This window comes from Brevundimonas vesicularis (assembly GCF_900445985.1).
Lineage (GTDB): Bacteria > Pseudomonadota > Alphaproteobacteria > Caulobacterales > Caulobacteraceae > Brevundimonas > Brevundimonas vesicularis_D.
The window spans coordinates 991075-1010419 of record NZ_UAQP01000005.1 but is presented as its reverse complement, the minus strand read 5'-3'; the positions used below and the strand labels follow the sequence as shown (position 1 = coordinate 1010419).

The window sequence follows — 19345 nt, the reverse complement described above, 5'->3', positions numbered from 1 at the left end:
GCCTCGACCAAGGTCGAATGGATCACCGTCGTCGCCCGGCCTAGCCCGGACCGGAAGTCGCGTCGCCCGAAGGCCCTCCCCGGCCGCAGCCCACAGTCACCATGTCATCGCGCATTCGCAGCCAAGCCCTGAAATCCAAGGTCATGTCGGCCCACGACGCCGCCGCTTTGATCCCCCCCGGCTCGACCGTCGGCATGAGCGGCTTCACTGGATCGGGCTATCCCAAGGCCGTGCCGCCCCAGCTGGCCCAGCGGATCGAGGACGCCCACGCCGCCGGCGACGCCTTTCGCCTGAACCTGTGGACCGGCGCCTCGACAGGGCCGGAGTTGGACGGCGCCCTGGCCAAGGCCGACGGGATCGAACTGCGTCTGCCCTACAACTCCGACCCCATCGCGCGCGACAAGATCAACTCGGGCCAGATGGAATACCTCGACATGCACCTCAGCCAGCTGGCGCCCGCTGTCTGGCAGGGGGTGCTGGGGCCGCTGGATACGGCGGTGATCGAGGTGTCGGCGGTCAATGACGACGGTTCGCTGGTGCCGTCATCGTCCGTCGGCAACAACAAGACCTGGCTCGACCGCGCCGACCGCGTGATCCTGGAGGTCAACCGCTGGCAGAACGCGGCGCTGGAGGGCATGCACGACATCTACTATGGCACCGCCCTGCCGCCCGAACGCGTGCCCATTCCTCTGACCCGGCCCGACCAGCTGATCGGCCAGCCCAGCCTGCTTTGCGACCCCGACAAGATCGTCGCCATCGTCGAGACGGATGCGCCGGACCGCAACCTGCCCTTCGCCGCGCCGGACGCCACGGCGCGAGCCATCGCCGGCCATCTGATCGAATTCCTGACGCACGAGGTGAAGGTCGGCCGCCTGCCCGCCGCCCTGCTGCCGCTGCAATCCGGTGTCGGCAATGTCGCCAATGCGGTGCTGGCCGGCCTGATGGACAGTTCGTTCGAACGGATGGCGGCCTATACCGAAGTCATCCAGGACGGGATGTTGGACCTGCTGGACGCGGGCAAATTGACGGTCGCCTCGGCGACCGCCTTTTCACTCAGCCCCGAGGCGGCGGCAGACCTCAACGGGCGGATGGCCGAGTTCCAGGGCAAGATCATCCTGCGCCCGCAGGAAATCTCGAACCACCCGGAGCTGATCCGTCGCCTGGGCTGCATCGCCATGAACGGACTGATCGAGGCCGACATCTATGGCAACGTCAACTCGACCCAGGTCATGGGATCGCGCATCCAGAACGGCATCGGAGGATCGGGCGACTTCGCGCGCAACGCCTTTATTTCCTGCTTCGTGACGCCCTCGACGGCCAAGGGCGGCAAGATTTCCGCCATCGTGCCCATGGCCAGCCATGTCGATCACATCACCCAGGACGTGCAGGTGCTGGTCACCGAACAGGGTCTGGCCGATCTGCGCGGCCTGTCGCCCAAGCAGCGCGCCAGGGTCATCATCGCCAACTGTGCCCATCCCGACTATCGCGATGCCCTGATCGACTACTACGCACGGGCGCTGAAGGGATCGTACGGCTTGCAGTCCCCGCACCTGCTGGAAGAGGCCCTGTCCTGGCACCAACGCTTCATCGAGACTGGCTCGATGAAGCCGATCTAGCGCGCCAGCGTCGTCGGAAACTCGTGACCCAAGGCCTCGGCCATCGCCTGCTGGCTGATCAGGAAGACCTGGTCACGCAGGTGATAGTTGTTGGACAGGACGATCACAGTCACGTCGGCGTCCGGCTGATAGAGCATCAGGTTGCGGAACCCGCCCCAACTGCCCGTATGATAGATCTGGCGGTCCTGGAAGCTGGGCCGCACCTGATCGCCCAGGCGATTGGCGAAGATGCCGAAACCCCAGTCCCGACGCGGATGGCTGCGCTCGTTCGGCTTGGTGTCAGCCGGCGCGTGGTCGGCCAGCATCTGCTGATAGCTGTCGGGGGTCAGCAAACCGCCGCGGTGCAGCGCCCTTTGCCAGACCAGCAGATCGTCCAGCGTCGAATAGACCGCGCCGGCGCCCGCCACGATGGAGGTGTTGGCGTTCGACTGGGCCGCCAGACCGCCAGGGAAGTTGGCGTAGCCCATGATGACGCCGTGATCGCCGCCATCGAGATCAAGCCCGCTATCCTTCATGCCGAGAGGCTTGAAGAAGGTCTCGCGCATATAGGTCTGAAAGGGCTTGCCGCTGGCCTTTTCGACGACGGCGGCGGCTAGATTGAAACCGGCGTTGTCGTACTGAACCTTGGCGCCCGGCTCGAACTGAAGCCCGAACCGCTTTGAATCTTGGGTCAGTTCGTCCAGCGTCGCCGGCGTCGTGCGGCGCATGCCCCAACCGGGCCGCGCCATCAGATCGGGAATGCCCGAAGTATGCGACAGCAGATGGCTGATGCGGATCGGCGCCCAAGCCTGCGGACAAGGCTGAATCCATTTGCAGACCGGATCGGAGACGTTCACCTTGCCCTCGTCCTGAAGCTTCAGGATCGCCGTCGCCGTGAACTGTTTGGAGATCGAGGCCAAGCGGAAGCGCGAGCCCAGCGCCAGCGGCTGATTCTGCTCGTAGTTCGCCTTGCCATAGACCTGGCGGAACAATACCCGGTCGCCCTTGGCCACCAGAACCGCGCCCATGAAGCGTCCTGAAGCAGCTTCGCGATCCAGGCGCGCCGCGAGCTGCGGTAAGTCCTGAACTACGACCACGGGTGGTCGCGGCGGCGCATCGGCGCGCTCGGTCGCCAGTTCCACATCGGTCTTGGGCGCCACGGCCGTGGCGATCCCGCCCCAGACCGCGCCGCCAAGGATTAGCGCCCCGAGGACGCCCAGAACGAGCCGGGGATGACCCCCGGCGGTACGCGGCACATCAAACACAGGAACTCAGACGTCGAAATCCAGACCGAACTGGGCATAGAGGGCGCGGCTATCCTGCCATTTCGGATCCACCTTGACGGTCAGGAACAGGTGCACCTGACGGCCGAGGATTTCGTTCAGCTCCTCGCGCGCCTTCTGGCCGATCCATTTCAGCGTCTGGCCGCCCTTTCCCAGCACGATGGGCCGCTGGCTCTCGCGCTCGACATAGATGGTCTGTTCGATCCGGGCCGAGCCGTCGGCGCGATCCTCGAAACTGGTCGTCTCCACCGCCGCCGAATAAGGCAACTCCTCATGGACGCGCAGATAGACCTTCTCGCGCGTGATCTCCGCTGCAAGAACCCGCACCGGCACGTCGGCGGCCTGATCCTCGGGATACAGCCACGGCCCCTTGGGCATGGACAGGGCCAGACGCTGCTTCAGGTCCTCGACGCCGTCGCCGTTGGCGGCCGAGATCATATAGACCTCGGAATAGACGCCGCTTTCGAACAGTTTCTGCGACAGGGCCAGGAGGGTGTCGCGGCGCATGCCGTCGATCTTGTTCAGCGCCAGAACAACCTTGGTCTCGGTGGCCTGCAGGTTGGCGATAATGGTCTCGGTGTCCTCGGCCGAGCGACGATCGGCCGCCGTGCCCTCCCGGCCTTCGGCGTTGATGTGCGACTGGGCGTCGATCAGGTGAACGACGATGTCCGCATCTTCCGCGCCGCCCCAGGCTGAGGCGACCATGGCCCGGTCCAGGCGACGGCGCGGGGTGAAGATGCCGGGCGTGTCGACCAGCACGATCTGGGCGTCGCCTTCCATGGCGATGCCGCGCACGGGAAAGCGCGTCGTCTGCACCTTTTGCGTGACGATCGAGACCTTGGACCCGGTCAGCCGGTTCACCAGCGTGGACTTGCCGGCGTTGGGTGCGCCGATTATGGCGGCAAAGCCTGCGCGCTGGTTTTCGATATCGGTCAAATGACGCCTTCACGTTTGAGGAGAGCCGTTGCGGCCGCCTTCTCCGCCTCCTGACGCGAACGCCCTTGCGCGGTCAAGGGCTGCACGTCCTGCACGGACACTTCGACGGTGAATGTCGGCGCATGATCCGAACCCGTCCGATCGGCGACGCGATAGGTCGGCAGCGGCCGCCCCAACCCTTGCGCCCATTCCTGAAGCGCCGATTTCGGATTGGTCACGGTGCGGGATGGCGGCGCCGACAGTTCGTCGGACCAGGCCCGTTCGAACACGGCCTTGGCGGCATCCAGCCCGCCGTCCAGATAGACCGCCGCCAATATGGCCTCGACCGCATCGGCGATGACGCCGGCCTTGCGGCGCCCGCCGGTCTTGGTCTCGCCGGGCGATAGCCGCAGCGCGGGTCCGACGCCCAGGGCCTCGCCCACGCGGGCGCAGGCGCCCTTGTCGACCAGGGCATGCAAGCTGGACGAGAGTTGGCCTTCATCCGCCGTCGGAAACTGAGCCGACAGGCGCTCGGCGACCAGCAGACCCAGCACCCGGTCGCCCAGGAACTCCAGCCGCTCGTTGTCGCGTGGACCGTGGATCCCGACGGGCGCCCCCTCGCCCACGCTGGCGTGTGTCAGGGCGCGCTCCAGCAGGGCCTTGTCCTTGAACCTGTGTCCCAGGCGCGTTTCCAGCGCCGCGACCGCTTCGGCTCTCAGATTGGCCATCAGTGGAGGACGTTGAAGAACCGGTCGAGCCGCACGTTGAACCAGCTGACGGGGTTCCACAGCGACGAACCGGGCTTCCACGAGAACAGGATGATCTGCGCCTTGCCGACCAGGTTTTCGGCCGGGACCATGCCCACGCCGCTGGACTGTTCGACGCGACTGTCGATCGAGTTGTCGCGGTTGTCGCCCATCATGAAGTAGTGGCCGGGCGGGACTTCATAGACCGGGGTGTCGTCCAGGTCGTTTCCGGGACCGAAGTCCTGGGTCATGAAGCTCTTGCCTTCCGGCAGGGTCTCGCGGACCTCGGTCACAGGACGCGGACCGAAGATGTCGTTGATCTCCTGCTCGCTGACCACGACGTCCTGAACGGGCTTGTCGTTGATATACAGCTTGTTGGCGATCATCTGGATGCGGTCGCCGGGCAGGCCGATCACGCGCTTGATGAAGTCGGTCTTGTTGTCACGCGGCAGTTTGAACACGACGATGTCGCCGCGCTTGGGCGCCGAACCCATGATGCGCCCGTCGAACAGCGGCGGGCTGAACGGGATCGAGTGCTTGGAGAAGCCATACGACCACTTGGAGACGACGATATAGTCGCCTTCGTACAGGTTCGGCTCCATCGAGGCCGAAGGGATGGTGAAGGGCTGGAACAGGAAGATCCGCAGCACCATCGCAATCAGCAGGGCGAAGACGATGGTCTTGAAGATTTCGCCGGTCTCGCTGGCCGCCGAGGTCGCCTTGTCGCCGCCCTTGGGGGTCTTGGCATAGACCTTCTGGTTCGCCGTTGTCGGCTCTTGCACCGACTTGACCGGAGCGTCCGCTTCCGAGGCCGCAAATCGTTCTTCGGGGGTGGCGTCGCGATTGGCGTCGTCGGGCTTTTGGTCTTCGCTCATGCGATCAGGCATCCTCGCCGCGTCCGCGCGGTTATCGCGCACGCCTATAACCTGATTACGACTGCGGCAAGGCTTCGATCACCACGAAGGCGAGCGCATAGGGATGTTCGTCGCTCAGCGTCAGGTGGATTTTCGCCTCGTGTCCGGGCGGCGTCAGACGCGCCAGATGCTCAGCCGCATGGCCGGTCAGCGCCATTGTCGGCTGACCCGACCGCAGATTCACCACCCCCATGTCGCGCCAATAGACATCGGCGCGCATCCCGGTGCCCAAGGCCTTGGCGCAGGCCTCCTTGGCGGCGAATCGTTTGGCGTAGCTCCAGGCCGGGTCCGGCTTCCGATCCGAGCGGGTGCGCTCCAACTCGGTGAAGCAGCGCGTCTTGAAGCGATCTCCAAACCGATCAAGAGACGCCTGGATGCGACGGATATCCGACAGGTCCGCGCCGACGCCGATGATCATTTGACCGCATCCATCGCGGCCCGCATCCGGCGGATCGCGCCGTCCAGACCGATGAAGATCGAGTCGCCGATCAGGAAGTGGCCGATATTCAGCTCGCGGATTTCCGGGATCGCCAGCATGCGCGGGGCCGTGTCGTAATCCAGCCCGTGGCCTGCATGTACCTCAAGGCCTAGGATGTCGGCTTGGGCGGCGGCTGCGGCGAGGCGTTCGAACTCGACCTCCCGCTCTGCCGGATCTGTCAGGTGGCAGTAGCGACCGGTGTGGAATTCGACCACCTGCGCGCCGACGGCGGCGGCGGCCTCGACCTGCGCTTCGGTCGGTTCGATGAATAGCGAGACCCTGAGGCCGGCGTCCGCCAGCGCCTTGACCACAGGCGCGATCCGTCCTTCGTGACCCGCGACCGCCAGACCGCCTTCGGTCGTGACCTCCTCGCGCCGCTCGGGCACCAGACAGGCGGCGTGCGGCCGGTGGCGCAGAGCGATGGTCAACATCTCGTCCGTCACCGCCATTTCCAGATTCAGCGGCTTGCCGGCGCGGGCGCATAGGGCGCTGAGCACGTCGATATCGGCGTCGGTGATGTGGCGGCGGTCTTCGCGCAGATGCGCGGTGATTCCGTCTGCTCCGGCCGCCAGCGCCGCCTCGGCCGCGCGCGCAGGATCGGGGTGTGTGCCGCCGCGTGCGTTTCGCACCGTGGCGACATGGTCGATGTTGACGCCCAGCCTGACCCGTTCGCGCATGGCTCTACTTCGACAATCTGCGGCTGCCGGGATCTTCCACTGAAAGTGCGGCCAGTTCAGGCGGAAGAGCGTCGGCTGGGTAAGCGGGCACGTCCAGCGACGCCAAGGCGACCAGCGGCACGCCCACATCCGCCTTGCCGCCCGAGCGATCGACGATACAGGCGGCGGCGATCACCTCGCCCCCGGCGGCCTGGATGGCGGCGATGCATTCGCGCGATGACAGGCCAGTCGTGACGATGTCCTCGACCATGACGACCTTTTCGCCCGGCTCGACCGAGAAACCACGACGCAGTTTGAACGTACCGCCTTCGCGCTCGACATACATCGAACGGACCTTCAGGTGTTTGGCCGTCTCGTAACCGGGGATGATGCCGCCTACGGCCGGCGAGATGGCGACATCGACCGGGCCAACCGTGGCCGTGATCTTGTCCGCCAGCGCCTTGCACAGCCGCTCGCATCGCGCACCGTCCATGAAGACCAGATTTTTCTGCAGGAAGACCGGGCTGTGCAGACCCGACGACAGGACGAAATGGCCTTCGCGCAGGGCGCCGGCGTCGCGAAACTCGTTGAGGACGTCTTCAGTGTTCATGACAGGGTTCTAGACCCGGATCGCGCGCGGATGAACCCTGCGGCGACGCTTCATTCGATGTTTTCGTTCGGCCGCAGCCCGCGCGCCAGCAGTTCGGCCCAGACGCCCTCCGCGTCCTCGGCGAAACCGATCAGATCCAGGTCAGACGCGGCGATCATTCCATGTTCGACCAAGGCGTCGAAACCGATCACCGAGGTCCAGTAGGCCTTGTCCACCAGAACGACCGGAACCGGCGGGGCTTTCCCCGTCTGGCGCAGGGTCAGCATTTCGAACATCTCGTCGAAGGTGCCGAAGCCGCCGGGAAACACCACCAGCGCATTGGCGCGCATCGCCAGATGCATCTTCCGCATCGCGAAATAGTGGAAGCGGAACGTCAGCTCCGGCGTCGAATAGGCGTTCGGCTCCTGCTCGTGCGGCAGGGTGATGTTGAAACCGACCGACGGCGCGCCCGCGTCCACAGCCCCGCGGTTGGCCGCTTCCATGATGCCCGGGCCGCCGCCGGTGGCGATGACATTGTCGCGGGGCTCGCCGACGCGTCCTCGCAAGGCTCCGCCCCGCTCGGACGCCAGCCGACCAAAGGCGCGGGCCTCTTCATACCAACGATGCCCTTCGCGGATGCGCGCGCTACCGAAGACGACGAGGGTCGAGCGCACGCCCCAGGCCCTCAACGCCTCCTCAGGCTTGGCGTATTCCATCAGGAACCGCACGCCGCGCATCGAATCGCCCAGCAGGAAGTCCTGATCCATCGCCGCCATGCGATAGGACGGCGAGGCCATCTGCGCTGCGTTCGGCTTTACCGGGTCGCTCATTCGCCCCGCGCGCGCTCGACGGAATCGACCGACGGATTAGCCCTCAGCGCCGCCATGATTGTGGTGGCGTGCTTGGCGTCTTCGACCTCGACATCCACGTCCACGTCGAAGAAGTCCTGCTGACGATGCGCCATCGACAGGTTGATGATGTTGCCGCCGGCCTCGCCGATCAGGGTCGTGACCTGACCCAGCACGCCCGGCGCATTGCGGATCGTCGCGCGAATGCGGGCGGCGGCGACCGCGTCCGTTTCGGCCTGAGGCGTCCATTGCAGGTCATGCCAGACCGAATCGTCATCGGCGAAGGCGGCCAGCGTCTGGCAATCGATGGTGTGGACGGTCAGGCCGGATTCCGGCTCCAGAATGCCCACGATCCGGTCGCCCGGTACGGGCGTGCAGCATTGACCGAAGTGTACCGACACGCCGGGCGTCAGCCCGCCGCCGCGCACGAACAGCCGCGCCTTCTCGCCCTGGATGCGCTGCTTCTCGGGCCCGGCCTTCAGCCGCCCCTTCAGCGCGGGAAACAGAATTTCGGCCGCCGTCGTCGGCGACAACCGCCCGCGACCCAAGCCTTCGAACAGATCGTCGTCGCTTGCGACCGCCAGCAGTTCCAGGACCGGCTTCAGCGACACGTCGGTCAGGGTCTTGTCGACCCGGCCCAGGGTCTGATCCAGCGCCACGCGGCCCAGCTTGATGAACTCTTCGCGCTCGGAGGTGCGGATATGGCGGCGAATGGCCGAGCGCGCGCGGCCCGTGACTGTCAGGCTGCGCCAGTCGACAGGCACTTCGCGCTTGGAGCCCCGGATGATCTCGACCACGTCACCGTTCTGGAGCGGCGTGCGCATGGGCTTCAACTCGCCATTGACCTTGACGCCGACGGCGGTGTCGCCGACCTCGGTGTGGACGGCATAGGCGAAGTCCAGAGGCATTCCCCCGCGCGGCAGGGTGACCAGTTGCCCCTTCGGGGTGAAGACGAAGACCTGGTCCAAGTACATTTCCAGCTTGGCGTGCTCGACCCAGTCCTCGCCGCCCTCGCCGTGCTCGATCACCTGAACCAGGTGGCGCAAGTTCTGAAGCGGGTCACGCCCGCCGCCCTGCTCCATCGCCTCACGGTCGAACCCATAGGAATGGTTCTTGTAGCGCCAGTGGGCGGCGACCCCGTCCTCGGCGATCCGGTCCATGTCCTCGGTGCGGATCTGCATCTCGATCCGCAGGCCGCGCGGGCCGACGACGGTCGTGTGCAACGAGCGATAGTTGTTCGACTTGGGCGTCGAGATGAAATCCTTGAACCGCTCGGGCACCATCGGCCATTCGCGGTGGATCACGCCCAGCGCGCGATAGCAGTCGTCCTCAGCCTCGACGATGACGCGGAAGCCGTAAATGTCCGAGAGGGACGAAAAGCCGACCGACTTGCGCTGAAGTTTGCGCCAGATCGAATAGGGCGTCTTTTGCCGGCCATAGACCTTGGCCTTCAGACCTGCCTCGGACAGGACGCGCTCGACCTCGCTCGCCACGCCGTCGATGGCGCGGCCATGCTCCAGCTTCAACGCCTCCAGCCGCCGCTCGATGGCGGTCTTGGCCGTTGGGTTCAGATGGGTGAAGGCCAGCTCTTCCAACTCGGACGCGATCGAATGGATGCCGATCGACCGGCCCAGGGGCGCATAGACTTCCAGCGTTTCGCGGCTGATCCGCTCGCGCTTCTCCGGCTTCACGAACTGGAGCGTGCGCATGTTGTGCAGACGGTCTGCCAGCTTGACCAGCAGCACCCGCACGTCCCGGCTGATGGCCAGGATGAACTTGCGCAGGTTTTCGGCCTGGCGCGTGTGTTCGGCCTGAAGCTCCAGCCGCGACAGCTTGGTCACGCCCTCGACCAAGACCGCGACCTCTTCACCGAACATGCCGGCGATGTCGTCACGTGTCGCGGTCGTGTCCTCAACCACGTCGTGCAAAAGGGCGGTGACGATGGTGGCGGTGTCGAGCTTATAGTCGGTCAGGATCCCCGCGACCTGGATCGGGTGGGCGAAATAGGGATCGCCCGAGGCTCGCAACTGCGAGCCGTGCATCTTCATCGCATAGACGTAGGCGCGGTTCAGAAGCGCTTCGTCGGCGGTGGGGTCATAGGCCTTGACGGCCTCGATCAGCTCGAACTGACGCAGGATCGGCGCGCGCTTGGGCTGCGGCGCCGGATCGACGGGCGTCGTCTGAGGGTCGTTTTTGTTTGCAGCTTGGGGCGCCGGCGGAACCGTCTCGGTCCGCGCCGGCAGGATAGTGACGCCAGGGGCTCCCTCGGGCGTCAGTACCGCTCCTCCTGACCGCCGTCGCGGTCGCTTTGCAGGGCGCGGATCAGTTCCGCCTCGGCCATGTTCATGTGCTGCGGCGAGGCCAGCAGGGCGACCGTTTCCGCCTCGTCCTCGGCTTCCGTCCGCTCATCGACGCGTTGCAGCGTGGTGATGATGGTCTCGCGCAGCTCGTCCGGCACGACGGTGTCGTCGGCGATCTCGCGCAGGGCGACGACAGGGTTCTTGTCGTTGTCGCGGTCGATCGTCAGGGCGGCGCCGTTGGCGATGCTGCGGGCGCGGTGGCCAGCCATCAGCACCAGACCAAAGCGGTTCGGAACCTTCTCGATGCAGTCTTCGACGGTGACGCGGGCCATGAAATTCCTCGAACGCGGGGGAGAACCGCGTCAAATACAGATGAGGACGGCTTTTTGCAACGCCACAGGGGCGGAAGTTGGGCGTCAGGTCGGGCGGGCGTCGGCGCCGACGGGGGCCAAAGCGGCCAGGTCGCTCGCGGCCCCGCCATGCGGATGCACCCAACTCGGCGCGATCTCGGCGATGGGGCCCATGACGAACCGGCGCTCGGCCGCGCGGGGGTGGGGCAGGATCAACCCCTGCAGATCACCGCTCAATCGTCCGTAGGCGATCAGGTCCAGATCCAGCGTCCGCGGCGCATTGCGAACCGACCGCTCGCGGCCGAACGCGTCCTCGATCCGGCCGAGCGCCGCCATCAGGCCATGCGGATCATGGTCGGTGCGGACGATGACCACGCCATTCAGGAAGGCGGGATCGTGCGGATCGGGCCAGGCCAGTGACGACCACCACGACGAGCGTGCGACGATATCAATCCCTTCGCTGCGAAAGCGCGCGAGCGCCGCCTCCAGCGCTTCGGTGCAGGACGACCATGCCCCCTTGTCATTGCAGCCCAGGGCCACGATGACTGCATCATTCAGGTCGAACCCGTCATCGATTCCGACGGCGACCGCGCGATCCGATTTTTCATCTTTTTCGACGGCTTCGACCATGTTTCATCCCACCGACCGGCTGGCGATCTTCATCGACGGCTCGAACCTGTACTCCGCCGCCCGCGCCCTGCAGCACGACATGGATTTCCGGCGGATGCTGGACTGGTTCCGCGAGAGGTCCATCCTGACGCGTGCATACTACTATACGGCCGTGGTCGAGGGCGAAGAATTCTCGCCGGTGAAGCCGCTGGTGGACTGGCTCGACTACAACGGCTTTTCGGTCGTCACCAAGCCGGTGAAGCGGTTCACGGACAATAGCGGCCACAGCCGGATCAAGGGCAATATGGACATCGAGATCGCGGTGGACATGCTGGAACTGGCTCCGCACATCGACCATGCGGTGCTGTTCTCCGGCGACGGCGATTTCAGGCGGGTGGTTCAGGCGATCCAGGCCAGGGGCGTGCGGGTCACGGTCATCTCCACCCAGAAGACCCAACCGCCGCATATCGCCGACGAACTGCGTCGTCAGGCCGACGCCTTCCTGGACCTGAACGATCTAATGGCCGACTTCGGCCGCCCGAAGGCCGCCCAATGACCTTGACGCCCGAACCGCCCCGTGACTGCCCCCTATGCCCTCGCCTGGTCGCCTATCGTCAGGAGAATGCGCACCAGAATCCAGAGTGGTGGAACGGGCCGGCCGCCTCGTTCGGCGATCCGAACGCGCGTCTGCTGATCGCCGGCCTCGCGCCCGGCCGTACCGGCGCGAACCGGACGGGACGTCCCTTCACTGGCGATCACGCCGGCTGGCTGTTGTACGACACCCTGAAGAAGGCCGGGTTTGCGCACGGCCATTACGATCCCAACGGCGACGATGACCTGACGCTGACGGACTGCATGATCACCAATGCGGTCCGGTGCGCCCCGCCGGGGAACAAGCCCCTGCCGATCGAGGAAACGACCTGCCGTCCCTTCCTGATCGACCGGCTCAAACTGCTGCCGAATCTGAAGGTGATCGTGACCTTGGGCGACGTCTCGCGCCGCAATATCCTGAAAGCGTTCGGACGGCCTGCGTCAGCGATGCCGGCGGGTCACGGGGCGCAGGGCGAAGCCGGCGGCTACGTCATTCTGAACAGCTATCACTGCTCCCGCCTGAACACGAACACCGGTCGCCTGACGCCGCAGATGTTCGAGGACATCTTCGCGCGCGCCCGAACCCTGATCGAGGCCTGAGCCTCAGCCCTTGTCGCGCATCAGGCGGGCCTTGTCGCGCTGCCAGTCGCGTTCGGCCGAAGCCTCGCGCTTGTCGTGCAGCTTCTTGCCCTTGGCGAGTGCGATCTCCAGCTTCGCCTTGCCCGCATCGTTCAGATATAGCTTCAGCGGAATGATGGTCTGACCGTCGCGCTGGACCGCCCCCATCAGCTTGTCGATCTGCTTTCTGTGCAGCAGCAGCTTACGCGGTCGGCGCGGCTCGTGGTTGAAGCGGTTCGCCTGTTTGTACGGCGGGATATCGGCGTTGATCAGCACGATCTCGCGACCCTCCACCGCCGCATAGCTTTCGGCGATATTGGCTCGGCCGTCACGCAGCGCCTTGATCTCGGTGCCCAGCAGCTGGATCCCAGCCTCGATATTGTCTTCCAGAAAATAGTCGAACCGCGCGCGGCGGTTTTCGGCGATGACCTTGGACTTCGATTGCGGCTTGGGGGCCATCAGATGACGCCCGCCGCCGCCATGGCGCGGTCGATAAAGGGTTTGACCGCATCGGAGGTCGGCGACAGCGGCAGGCGCGCCTCCTCATTGCACAAGCCAAGCTTGGCCAGAGCGTATTTCGTCGGCGCGGGCGAGTTGTCCAGGAACAGCGCCTTGCAAAGACTGATCAGTCGGTCCTGCCAGTCGCGTGCGGTCGCATAATCGCCGGCGGTCATCGCATTGTGCAAGGCGACCATGGCCTCGGGCGCGACATTGGACGCCACCGAGATCAGCCCGACGCCGCCATGGGCGTGGTAGCCGAGATAGCTGGGGTCGTCGCCCGAGATCAGGTCGAACTGGCCATCGATGTTTGCGCGCATCCAGCTGACACGGCTCATGTCGCCCGTGGCGTCCTTGATGCCGACGATGTTGGGGTGGGCCGCCAGCCGCGCCACTGTCTCATTGGACAGATCGGCCCCCGTCCGGCCCGGCACATTGTAAAGCAGGATCGGCAGTTGAACCGCGTCGGCCACCGCTTCGAAATGGGCCGCCATGCCCGCCTGGGACGGGCGAATGTAATAGGGCGTCACGATCAAAGCCCCATCCGCGCCCACCGTCTTGGCGTGGCGGGTCAGGTCGATGGCTTCCTTGGTATAGGGCGATCCGGTGCCGGCGATGACGGCGACGCGCCCGGCCGTCAGACGCACACACAGTTCGATGACGTGCTTGTGCTCATCCAGATCCATGCTGGCGCCCTCGCCCGTCGTGCCCATCGGGACGACGCCGTGAACCCCTGCGGCGATCTGACGCTCGAGCAGTTTGGCGAATGCGGCTTCGTCCACGTTTCCGTCACGAAGTGGTGTGATCAGGGCGGTGATCACGCCCTTGAACAAGGGGGCGTTCATGAGACTAAGCTGGCCTGCGTGGGGAGTGACGATGGACGGATGTTCATCGCCTTTGCAATGAGCGCGGGACGTTAGGTCGCCAGCGGCTCCGCCGCAACCGGGATTGAATGGGAACAGGACAGATCATGATCGCGACCAGTCTGGCGGCGGCCCTCGCCGTCCTTGCGCCGAACCCGCAGGACGTCCTGCCCACCCAGCCTGTGCCCTATGCCTCGGCGTCCTCGTCCGTGCCCGGTTATTCGGCTACCTATCAGGGCCGCGTGCTGAACGATCAGGACACGGCGCTGTTTCGTCAGGGGCTGGCGGCGGCGCGTGCGCGCGATGTGTTCGGCGCCCAGTCCGCCATGTCGCAGATCAGGGACGCCTCGGCTCGCAAGCTGGTCGAATGGGCGCTGATCGACACCTCGGGCGAGCAGCTGTCCTACTCGGACCTCGCGCGCGGTCAGTCCGATCTGGCGGGATGGCCGCGCGGCGAATCGCGACGCGCCGCCGCCGAAAAGGTGCTGGACCGGTCCGGCATGGGCGCGGACGCCGCCTTGGCCCTAATGTCTGACGGAAAGCCGACGACGGTCGAGGGGGCCATCGCCTACGCCTCGGCGCTGCAGCAGCGCGGCCGCCAGGATGAGGCCCGCGCCCTCGTCCGCGACTGGTGGCGCACCCGCTCGTTCGACGACGCGCCGCAGTCGCGTATCCTCGGCCAATGGGGTTCCTGGCTGACGCCCGCCGATCACGAGGCGCGGCTGAATATGCTGCTGCTCGGTCCGCACGGACCGGCGACGCGCAGCATGATCAATCTGGTCTCGCCCGATCGCGCCGCCATCGCGAACACGGTCATGACCCTTCGCTCGGCCTACAGCCCCGACGCCGTCATCGCCAATCTGACGCCGGCCCAGGCGGCCGATCCGGCGGTTGTGCTGGAGCGTGTTCGCCTGCTGCGATCGCAGAACCGGCAATCCGAAGGCTTTGCGCTGCTGGCCAATCTTCCGCCGGCTCCGGGCCACACGACCGGCGACAACACCCTGTGGAGCGAGCGCCGGAACTACTTCCTTGACGCCCTGCAACAGGGCAACTGGCGCGCGGCCTATGACGCCATGAACGCCCACGGCTTCACCTCGGGCGACCGGATGGTGGACGCCGAATTCTTCGCCGGTTGGGTCGCCCTGACCAAGCTGAACCAGCCCGAAGTCGCCGCCCGCCATTTCGAAGCCCTGCGCACCGCCTCGTCCACGCCGATCACTCAAGGTCGCGCCTTCTACTGGCTGGGTCGCGCCGCCGAGGCGCGCGGCGAACGCGACGCCGCCCTCGCCTATTATCGCAACGGCGCCCAGCATTGGCAGACCTTCTACGGTCAGCTGGCGGCCGAGAAGGCGGGCATGACCACGCTTCAGCTGCCGGGGGAGCCCGTGCCGTCACAGGCGGACATCGCCCGCTTCGAAGGCAATGAGATCGTCCGCGCCACGCGCATTTTGGGCGAGACCGGCGAAATGAGCCTGCTGCGCGTCTTCGCCTATCAGCTGGACAACGACCTGCCGACGATCAACGATCTTGCTTTGCTGATGGACCTGTCGCGCGGCTATGGCGAGGGTTTCACCGCCATGATGGTTGGGCGCGCAGCCAGCCAGCGGGGCTTCGTCATGCCCGAGCGGATGTATCCCGTCCGCGTCCCGCCTCAGGTCGCCGGCGCCGCACCGCTGGAATTCACCCAGGCGATCACGCGCCAGGAATCCAGCTTCGATCCCCGCGCCCGCTCCGGCGCCGACGCGCGCGGCATGATGCAGTTCCTGCCGTCCACCGCCTCTGGCGTCGCCCGCCGCCTGGGCATGGGCTATTCGGCCGAGCAGCTGTGGGATCCCGACTACAACATGACCTTGGGCAGCTATCACCTGGGCGAGCTGATGGCCGCGAACAACGGCTCCATGCTGCTGGCGACGGTCGGCTACAACGCCGGACCGGCGCGTCCCAGCCAGTGGATCGCCCGTTGCGGCGACCCGCGCGGCGATGCGATCAAGACCATCGACTTCATCGAGTGCGCGCCCTTCACCGAGACGCGCAACTATATGATGCGGGTGATGGAAAACATGGCGGTCTATAAGGCGCGCCTGAACGGCGGCACGGCGCCGCTGACGCCGTCTGCCGACATTTCGCGCGGATCGGCGGCGGGCGCGCGGCCCTATATCGCCTACTGAGCCCGGCGGGCCGCCAGCAGCGGTCCGTTCGGCCCTTCGATCCACTCGCCGTCCAGCCCGAAGACCTCGCGCAGGACGGCGGGCGACAGGGCCTGGATCGGTGGGGCGTCGGCGACTGCTCGCCCCCGATCTAACACAACGATGCGATCCGCCACGGCTGCAGCCATGGTCAGGTCGTGAAGGCTGACCAACACCCCTGCTCCGCCGTCAGCGCGCGCCCTCAGGCGCTCCAGCACCAGACGCTGCGCATCCGGGTCCAGCCCCGCGATCGGCTCGTCGGCCAGCAGCAGCGGCGCATCGACGACAAGGGCTCGCGCCAGCAGAACCCGGGCACGCTCGCCGCCTGACATCTCTGCAACGCCGCGGTCCGCCAGATGACCAGCGCCGACTTCGTCCAGAGCGGCTCGCGCTCGCGCCAGCGCATCCGCGCCTGACAGGAAAGGCGCGCCGAGCGCCGCCACCTCCACCGCCGGCAGGTTCCAGGCGATGCGCCGTTCCTGCGGCAGATAGGCGACGCGTTCCGCCCGCTGGCGATCGGACAGATCGACGATGTCCGCCCCGCCCAACCTGATTTGTCCGCCGGTCGTCTCCAGCAGGCCCACAGCCGCGCGGATGGCGCTGCTCTTGCCCGCGCCGTTTGGTCCGCACAGGGCCACGACCTCGCCCGCCGCGACCGACAGGCTCACCCCGTCCAGCACGACGGCTTTGCCTAGCCGCGCCAGAACCGTCTCCAGCGACAACAGGCTCACAGCCGCCACTCCCGCGCCGCCCGCCATGCGATCAGGGCGAACAGGGGCGCGCCGATCAGGGCGGTGAACACGCCCAGCTTCAGCTCCTGATCCGTCGGCGTCAGTCGCGCCAACAGGTCCGCGACGATCAGCATCAGCCCGCCCGCCAGCGCCGAGGGCGCCAGGATTCGCTTCGCATCACCCCGCACCGCCGCGCGCACCAGATGCGGCGCGGCCAGGCCCACGAACCCGATGACGCCCGCCACCGCCACCGCCGCCCCTGTGGCCAAGGCCGCCGCGATCAGGGCGAAGGCCCGCAACCGCCCCATATTCAGTCCGGACGCCGCTGCCCCCTCGTCGCCCAGGGTCAGCATCCGCAGACCGGCGCCCGACAAGGCAGCGAAGACGCCCGCGACGATGACCGCCGGCGTCACCCAGGCCACATCGACCCAGCTTCGGTTTTGCACCGATCCCAGCAGCCAGGACATGACCTCGGCTGCGGCGATCGGCGACGGCGACAGGTTGAAGATCAAGGCCGTCGCCGCACCGGCGAAACTGGACAGGGCCACCCCGAACAGGATCAGGGCCTCGGGCGCCCGCATGGCCCTGGACGCCACGATCAACAGTCCGCCCGCCAGCGCCGCGCCCGCCAGGGCCGACACCTCGACCAGTCCCGGCACGGCGGCAGCACCAAGCACGATGGCCAGCGCCGCACCCAGGGCCGCCGTCGCCGACACGCCCAGCACGCCGGGATCGGCCAGCGGATTGCGCAACAGCCCCTGCATCACCGCGCCTGCCAACCCCAGAGCCGCGCCGACGACTAGGGCGCAGACGGCGCGTGGCGCCCTCACCTGCCACAGCACCTCGGCCGGACCGGATGTCGGATCGCTGAAGGCCGCCGCATACTGATCGATGCTGAACGCCGTCTCGCCGGCCAGCACCGCCAGAGCCACCGCCGCGAAGATCAATCCGATCAGAATCAGGCACAGCCGAACCGTTCTGCTCACGGCCGCCCCTTGGCCATCATCTCAACCGCATCGGCGGCGAACCACGCGGGGCAGGTCAAGGTCGCAGCGGGCAGGCGCGCCGCCGTTCGACCCTCGGCCGCTCGCGCGACAACCGGATGCCGCCCCGGTCCGCGCAGGTCGGCGCGCAGCTGATCGAAGAAGCCGAGCACAAATCGCACCGGCGGGCTCATCGCGATCCGCTCGACGCTAAGTGCGCCAAAACCGGGCGCGGCCGACAGATTCCTAAATCCGGCCGCCCGCATCATCGCATCCATCAGCGTACCCGGACCCGCAGTGAAGCCCCCTGATGTCAGATAGACGGCCCCTGGCGCCTCAGCCGTGCGCTTCACCGGCGCCGCTTTGGCCAACTTCTCGTCCATCTGTCGCTCTAACGCTTGTCCGCGCTCAGCCTGTCCCAGATCCCGCGCCACGGTTTGGATATTTCGGCGCACCCCGTTTAGGTCGACCGCGTCATCGATCGTGACCACCTTGACCCCGCGCTGCGTCAGCGCCGTCAGTAGACGCGGTTCGCCGCCCCAGTAGCGCACCACGACGTCAGGCTGAAAACCCACGGCGGCCTCCAGCGTCGGACGCAAACGCCTGTGACCGACCGCCTGCTGACGCAGCCAGGCGTCAGGATCGTCGGCGCGCGGCGACAGTGCGATGTCTGCATCCGGCGCTAGAGCCAGCACATATTGGTCGGCGCACTGGTCCAGCGCCATGATCCGCAAGGGCCTGGCCTGAGCCGTGCTGCTGCTGAAAGCCAAAGCCGCCAAGGCGACGCAGACACGCTTCATCCTTCGATAAGACCGGCGAACAGGGCGTCCAAAGTCGTGCGAACCAGCGCCTGTCTATCCGACCACGGAAAATAGGGCTTGGTGATCATCAGAGACACGATTCCATGCGCCGCAGCCCAGATCGCCTGGGCGATCGTGGCGGGATCGCCTTTCATGCGTCCAGCCGTCACGCCGTCGCCGACGGTCGCCTCCAATGTCGTGAACAGGCTGGAGCCCAGTTCGCGCGCCGCGTCCTGAGCGCCGTCTCGCGCCTCCACCGGTCGCGTCAGATAGATCAGGCGATAGGCGTTGGGATGGGCGAAACCGAAGTCGATATAGCCCTCGATCATCCGCCGCAGCCGCTGCTCGGGCGGCGCGGCCTCATCGGCGACCGCGGCATTGGATGCGATCAGCCGCGCAAAGGCGTCACGGCAGATTTCCTGCAGGATCGCGCCCTTGTCCGGGAAATGCATGTAGAGCGCCGTCGACGACAGTCCGACCTCGTCCGCGATCTTGCGAATCGTCGCGCCTTCATAGCCGTGCTCGACGAAGATGCGCTCCGCCGCGGCCAGGATTTCGCCCCTACGCGAGTGGCCTTCGCCCTTGGGCTTTCGGGTCGTGCGCGAGGCGTTCGAAAGTTCAGACAAGCCGCTGCTCCGGGTGAGGCGCCCTGAATAGCGACAATCCGTCCCGGACGCCAACCGACTTGCAGAACAGGGTTGTTTCAAATAGCGATTAGGGGTTGTGGCGCTTTGGGGGCGGATGCGGTGAAGGATTGGGCGCATCCAGGGATCAGGCCCCGCCGAAACGGCG

At 66.4% G+C, this 19345-nt stretch carries 21 protein-coding genes; 4 read left to right on the top strand and 17 right to left on the bottom strand.

The features are described 5' to 3' along the window. The first annotated feature begins 101 nt into the window (after positions 1 to 101). Positions 102 to 1616, top strand: coding sequence for an acetyl-CoA hydrolase/transferase family protein (locus tag DT343_RS05020; RefSeq protein ID WP_112861983.1), 1515 nt, complete (start codon positions 102 to 104; stop codon positions 1614 to 1616). On the opposite strand, the gene DT343_RS05015 is transcribed toward DT343_RS05020, so the two are convergent. The 11 genes from DT343_RS05015 to folK form a co-directional block, all read right to left on the bottom strand. Further along, positions 1613 to 2851 (bottom strand): serine hydrolase domain-containing protein, encoded by a 1239-nt coding sequence (locus tag DT343_RS05015; protein WP_258522502.1) that lies wholly within the window; start codon positions 2849 to 2851, stop codon positions 1613 to 1615. The genes DT343_RS05020 and DT343_RS05015 overlap by 4 nt on opposite strands. Before the next feature lie 15 nt (positions 2852 to 2866). Further along, positions 2867 to 3814 carry a GTPase Era gene (gene era, locus DT343_RS05010; protein ID WP_112861981.1) on the bottom strand — a complete coding sequence of 316 codons (948 nt, stop codon included), beginning with the start codon at positions 3812 to 3814 and terminating at the stop codon, positions 2867 to 2869. Continuing rightward, on the bottom strand, positions 3811 to 4521 hold the full coding sequence (gene rnc / locus DT343_RS05005) for a ribonuclease III (RefSeq protein WP_112861980.1): 711 nt from the start codon (positions 4519 to 4521) through the stop codon (positions 3811 to 3813). The genes era and rnc overlap by 4 nt, the downstream gene beginning before the upstream one ends. Continuing rightward, the gene (lepB, locus tag DT343_RS05000) at positions 4521 to 5414 is read right to left on the bottom strand and encodes a signal peptidase I (protein ID WP_112861979.1); all 894 of its coding nucleotides are present in this window, start codon (positions 5412 to 5414) and stop codon (positions 4521 to 4523) included. Before lepB ends, rnc begins: the two co-directional genes overlap by 1 nt. 55 nt (positions 5415 to 5469) lie before the next feature. Next, positions 5470 to 5871 (bottom strand): holo-ACP synthase, encoded by a 402-nt coding sequence (acpS, locus tag DT343_RS04995; protein WP_039245084.1) that lies wholly within the window; start codon positions 5869 to 5871, stop codon positions 5470 to 5472. Then, a complete protein-coding gene (locus DT343_RS04990) occupies positions 5868 to 6608 on the bottom strand; it encodes a pyridoxine 5'-phosphate synthase (RefSeq protein ID WP_112861978.1) in 741 nt (246 codons plus the stop codon). Before DT343_RS04990 ends, acpS begins: the two co-directional genes overlap by 4 nt. 4 nt (positions 6609 to 6612) lie before the next feature. Beyond that, positions 6613 to 7197, bottom strand: coding sequence for an orotate phosphoribosyltransferase (gene pyrE, locus DT343_RS04985; protein ID WP_112861977.1), 585 nt, complete (start codon positions 7195 to 7197; stop codon positions 6613 to 6615). A gap of 50 nt (positions 7198 to 7247) precedes the next feature. Beyond that, complete coding sequence (locus tag DT343_RS04980) at positions 7248 to 8006, bottom strand: TIGR00730 family Rossman fold protein (protein WP_112861976.1); 759 nt, start codon at positions 8004 to 8006, stop codon at positions 7248 to 7250. Beyond that, positions 8003 to 10162 (bottom strand): RelA/SpoT family protein, encoded by a 2160-nt coding sequence (locus DT343_RS04975; RefSeq protein WP_181669157.1) that lies wholly within the window; start codon positions 10160 to 10162, stop codon positions 8003 to 8005. The genes DT343_RS04980 and DT343_RS04975 overlap by 4 nt, the downstream gene beginning before the upstream one ends. 134 nt (positions 10163 to 10296) lie before the next feature. Next, complete coding sequence (gene rpoZ, locus DT343_RS04970; protein ID WP_017504892.1) at positions 10297 to 10656, bottom strand: DNA-directed RNA polymerase subunit omega; 360 nt, start codon at positions 10654 to 10656, stop codon at positions 10297 to 10299. An 84-nt stretch (positions 10657 to 10740) separates the two neighbouring features. Further along, the gene (gene folK, locus DT343_RS04965; protein WP_112861974.1) at positions 10741 to 11304 is read right to left on the bottom strand and encodes a 2-amino-4-hydroxy-6-hydroxymethyldihydropteridine diphosphokinase; all 564 of its coding nucleotides are present in this window, start codon (positions 11302 to 11304) and stop codon (positions 10741 to 10743) included. On the opposite strand from folK, the gene DT343_RS04960 reads away from it, so the two are divergent. Further along, positions 11303 to 11839: a LabA-like NYN domain-containing protein gene (locus DT343_RS04960; protein ID WP_017504890.1), complete on the top strand. Its 537-nt coding sequence runs from the start codon at positions 11303 to 11305 to the stop codon at positions 11837 to 11839. The genes folK and DT343_RS04960 overlap by 2 nt on opposite strands. Continuing rightward, positions 11836 to 12474, top strand: a complete 639-nt coding sequence (locus tag DT343_RS04955; protein ID WP_112861973.1) for a uracil-DNA glycosylase — start codon at positions 11836 to 11838, stop codon at positions 12472 to 12474. The genes DT343_RS04960 and DT343_RS04955 overlap by 4 nt, the downstream gene beginning before the upstream one ends. Positions 12475 to 12477: 3 nt before the next feature. Here DT343_RS04955 and smpB read toward each other — a convergent pair whose 3' ends face one another. Both smpB and dapA read right to left on the bottom strand, forming a co-directional pair. Then, a complete protein-coding gene (gene smpB / locus DT343_RS04950; RefSeq protein ID WP_055809902.1) occupies positions 12478 to 12951 on the bottom strand; it encodes an SsrA-binding protein SmpB in 474 nt (157 codons plus the stop codon). Beyond that, a complete protein-coding gene (gene dapA / locus DT343_RS04945; protein ID WP_066628287.1) occupies positions 12951 to 13835 on the bottom strand; it encodes a 4-hydroxy-tetrahydrodipicolinate synthase in 885 nt (294 codons plus the stop codon). The genes smpB and dapA overlap by 1 nt, the downstream gene beginning before the upstream one ends. Before the next feature lie 125 nt (positions 13836 to 13960). Here dapA and DT343_RS04940 point away from each other — a divergent pair, with 125 nt between their 5' ends. Beyond that, positions 13961 to 16021: a lytic transglycosylase domain-containing protein gene (locus DT343_RS04940; protein ID WP_181669119.1), complete on the top strand. Its 2061-nt coding sequence runs from the start codon at positions 13961 to 13963 to the stop codon at positions 16019 to 16021. Here the strand turns inward: DT343_RS04940 and DT343_RS04935 are convergent. Genes DT343_RS04935 through DT343_RS04920 form a run of 4 tightly spaced genes read right to left on the bottom strand, consistent with a single transcriptional unit; the run spans position 16015 to position 19179 of the window. Further along, positions 16015 to 16797: an ABC transporter ATP-binding protein gene (locus tag DT343_RS04935; RefSeq protein WP_112861971.1), complete on the bottom strand. Its 783-nt coding sequence runs from the start codon at positions 16795 to 16797 to the stop codon at positions 16015 to 16017. The genes DT343_RS04940 and DT343_RS04935 overlap by 7 nt on opposite strands. After that, positions 16767 to 17756, bottom strand: coding sequence for a FecCD family ABC transporter permease (locus DT343_RS04930; RefSeq protein WP_112861970.1), 990 nt, complete (start codon positions 17754 to 17756; stop codon positions 16767 to 16769). Before DT343_RS04930 ends, DT343_RS04935 begins: the two co-directional genes overlap by 31 nt. Beyond that, positions 17753 to 18553 carry an ABC transporter substrate-binding protein gene (locus tag DT343_RS04925; protein ID WP_112861969.1) on the bottom strand — a complete coding sequence of 267 codons (801 nt, stop codon included), beginning with the start codon at positions 18551 to 18553 and terminating at the stop codon, positions 17753 to 17755. Before DT343_RS04925 ends, DT343_RS04930 begins: the two co-directional genes overlap by 4 nt. Continuing rightward, positions 18550 to 19179 (bottom strand): TetR/AcrR family transcriptional regulator, encoded by a 630-nt coding sequence (locus DT343_RS04920; protein ID WP_112861968.1) that lies wholly within the window; start codon positions 19177 to 19179, stop codon positions 18550 to 18552. Before DT343_RS04920 ends, DT343_RS04925 begins: the two co-directional genes overlap by 4 nt. Positions 19180 to 19345 lie beyond the last annotated feature (166 nt).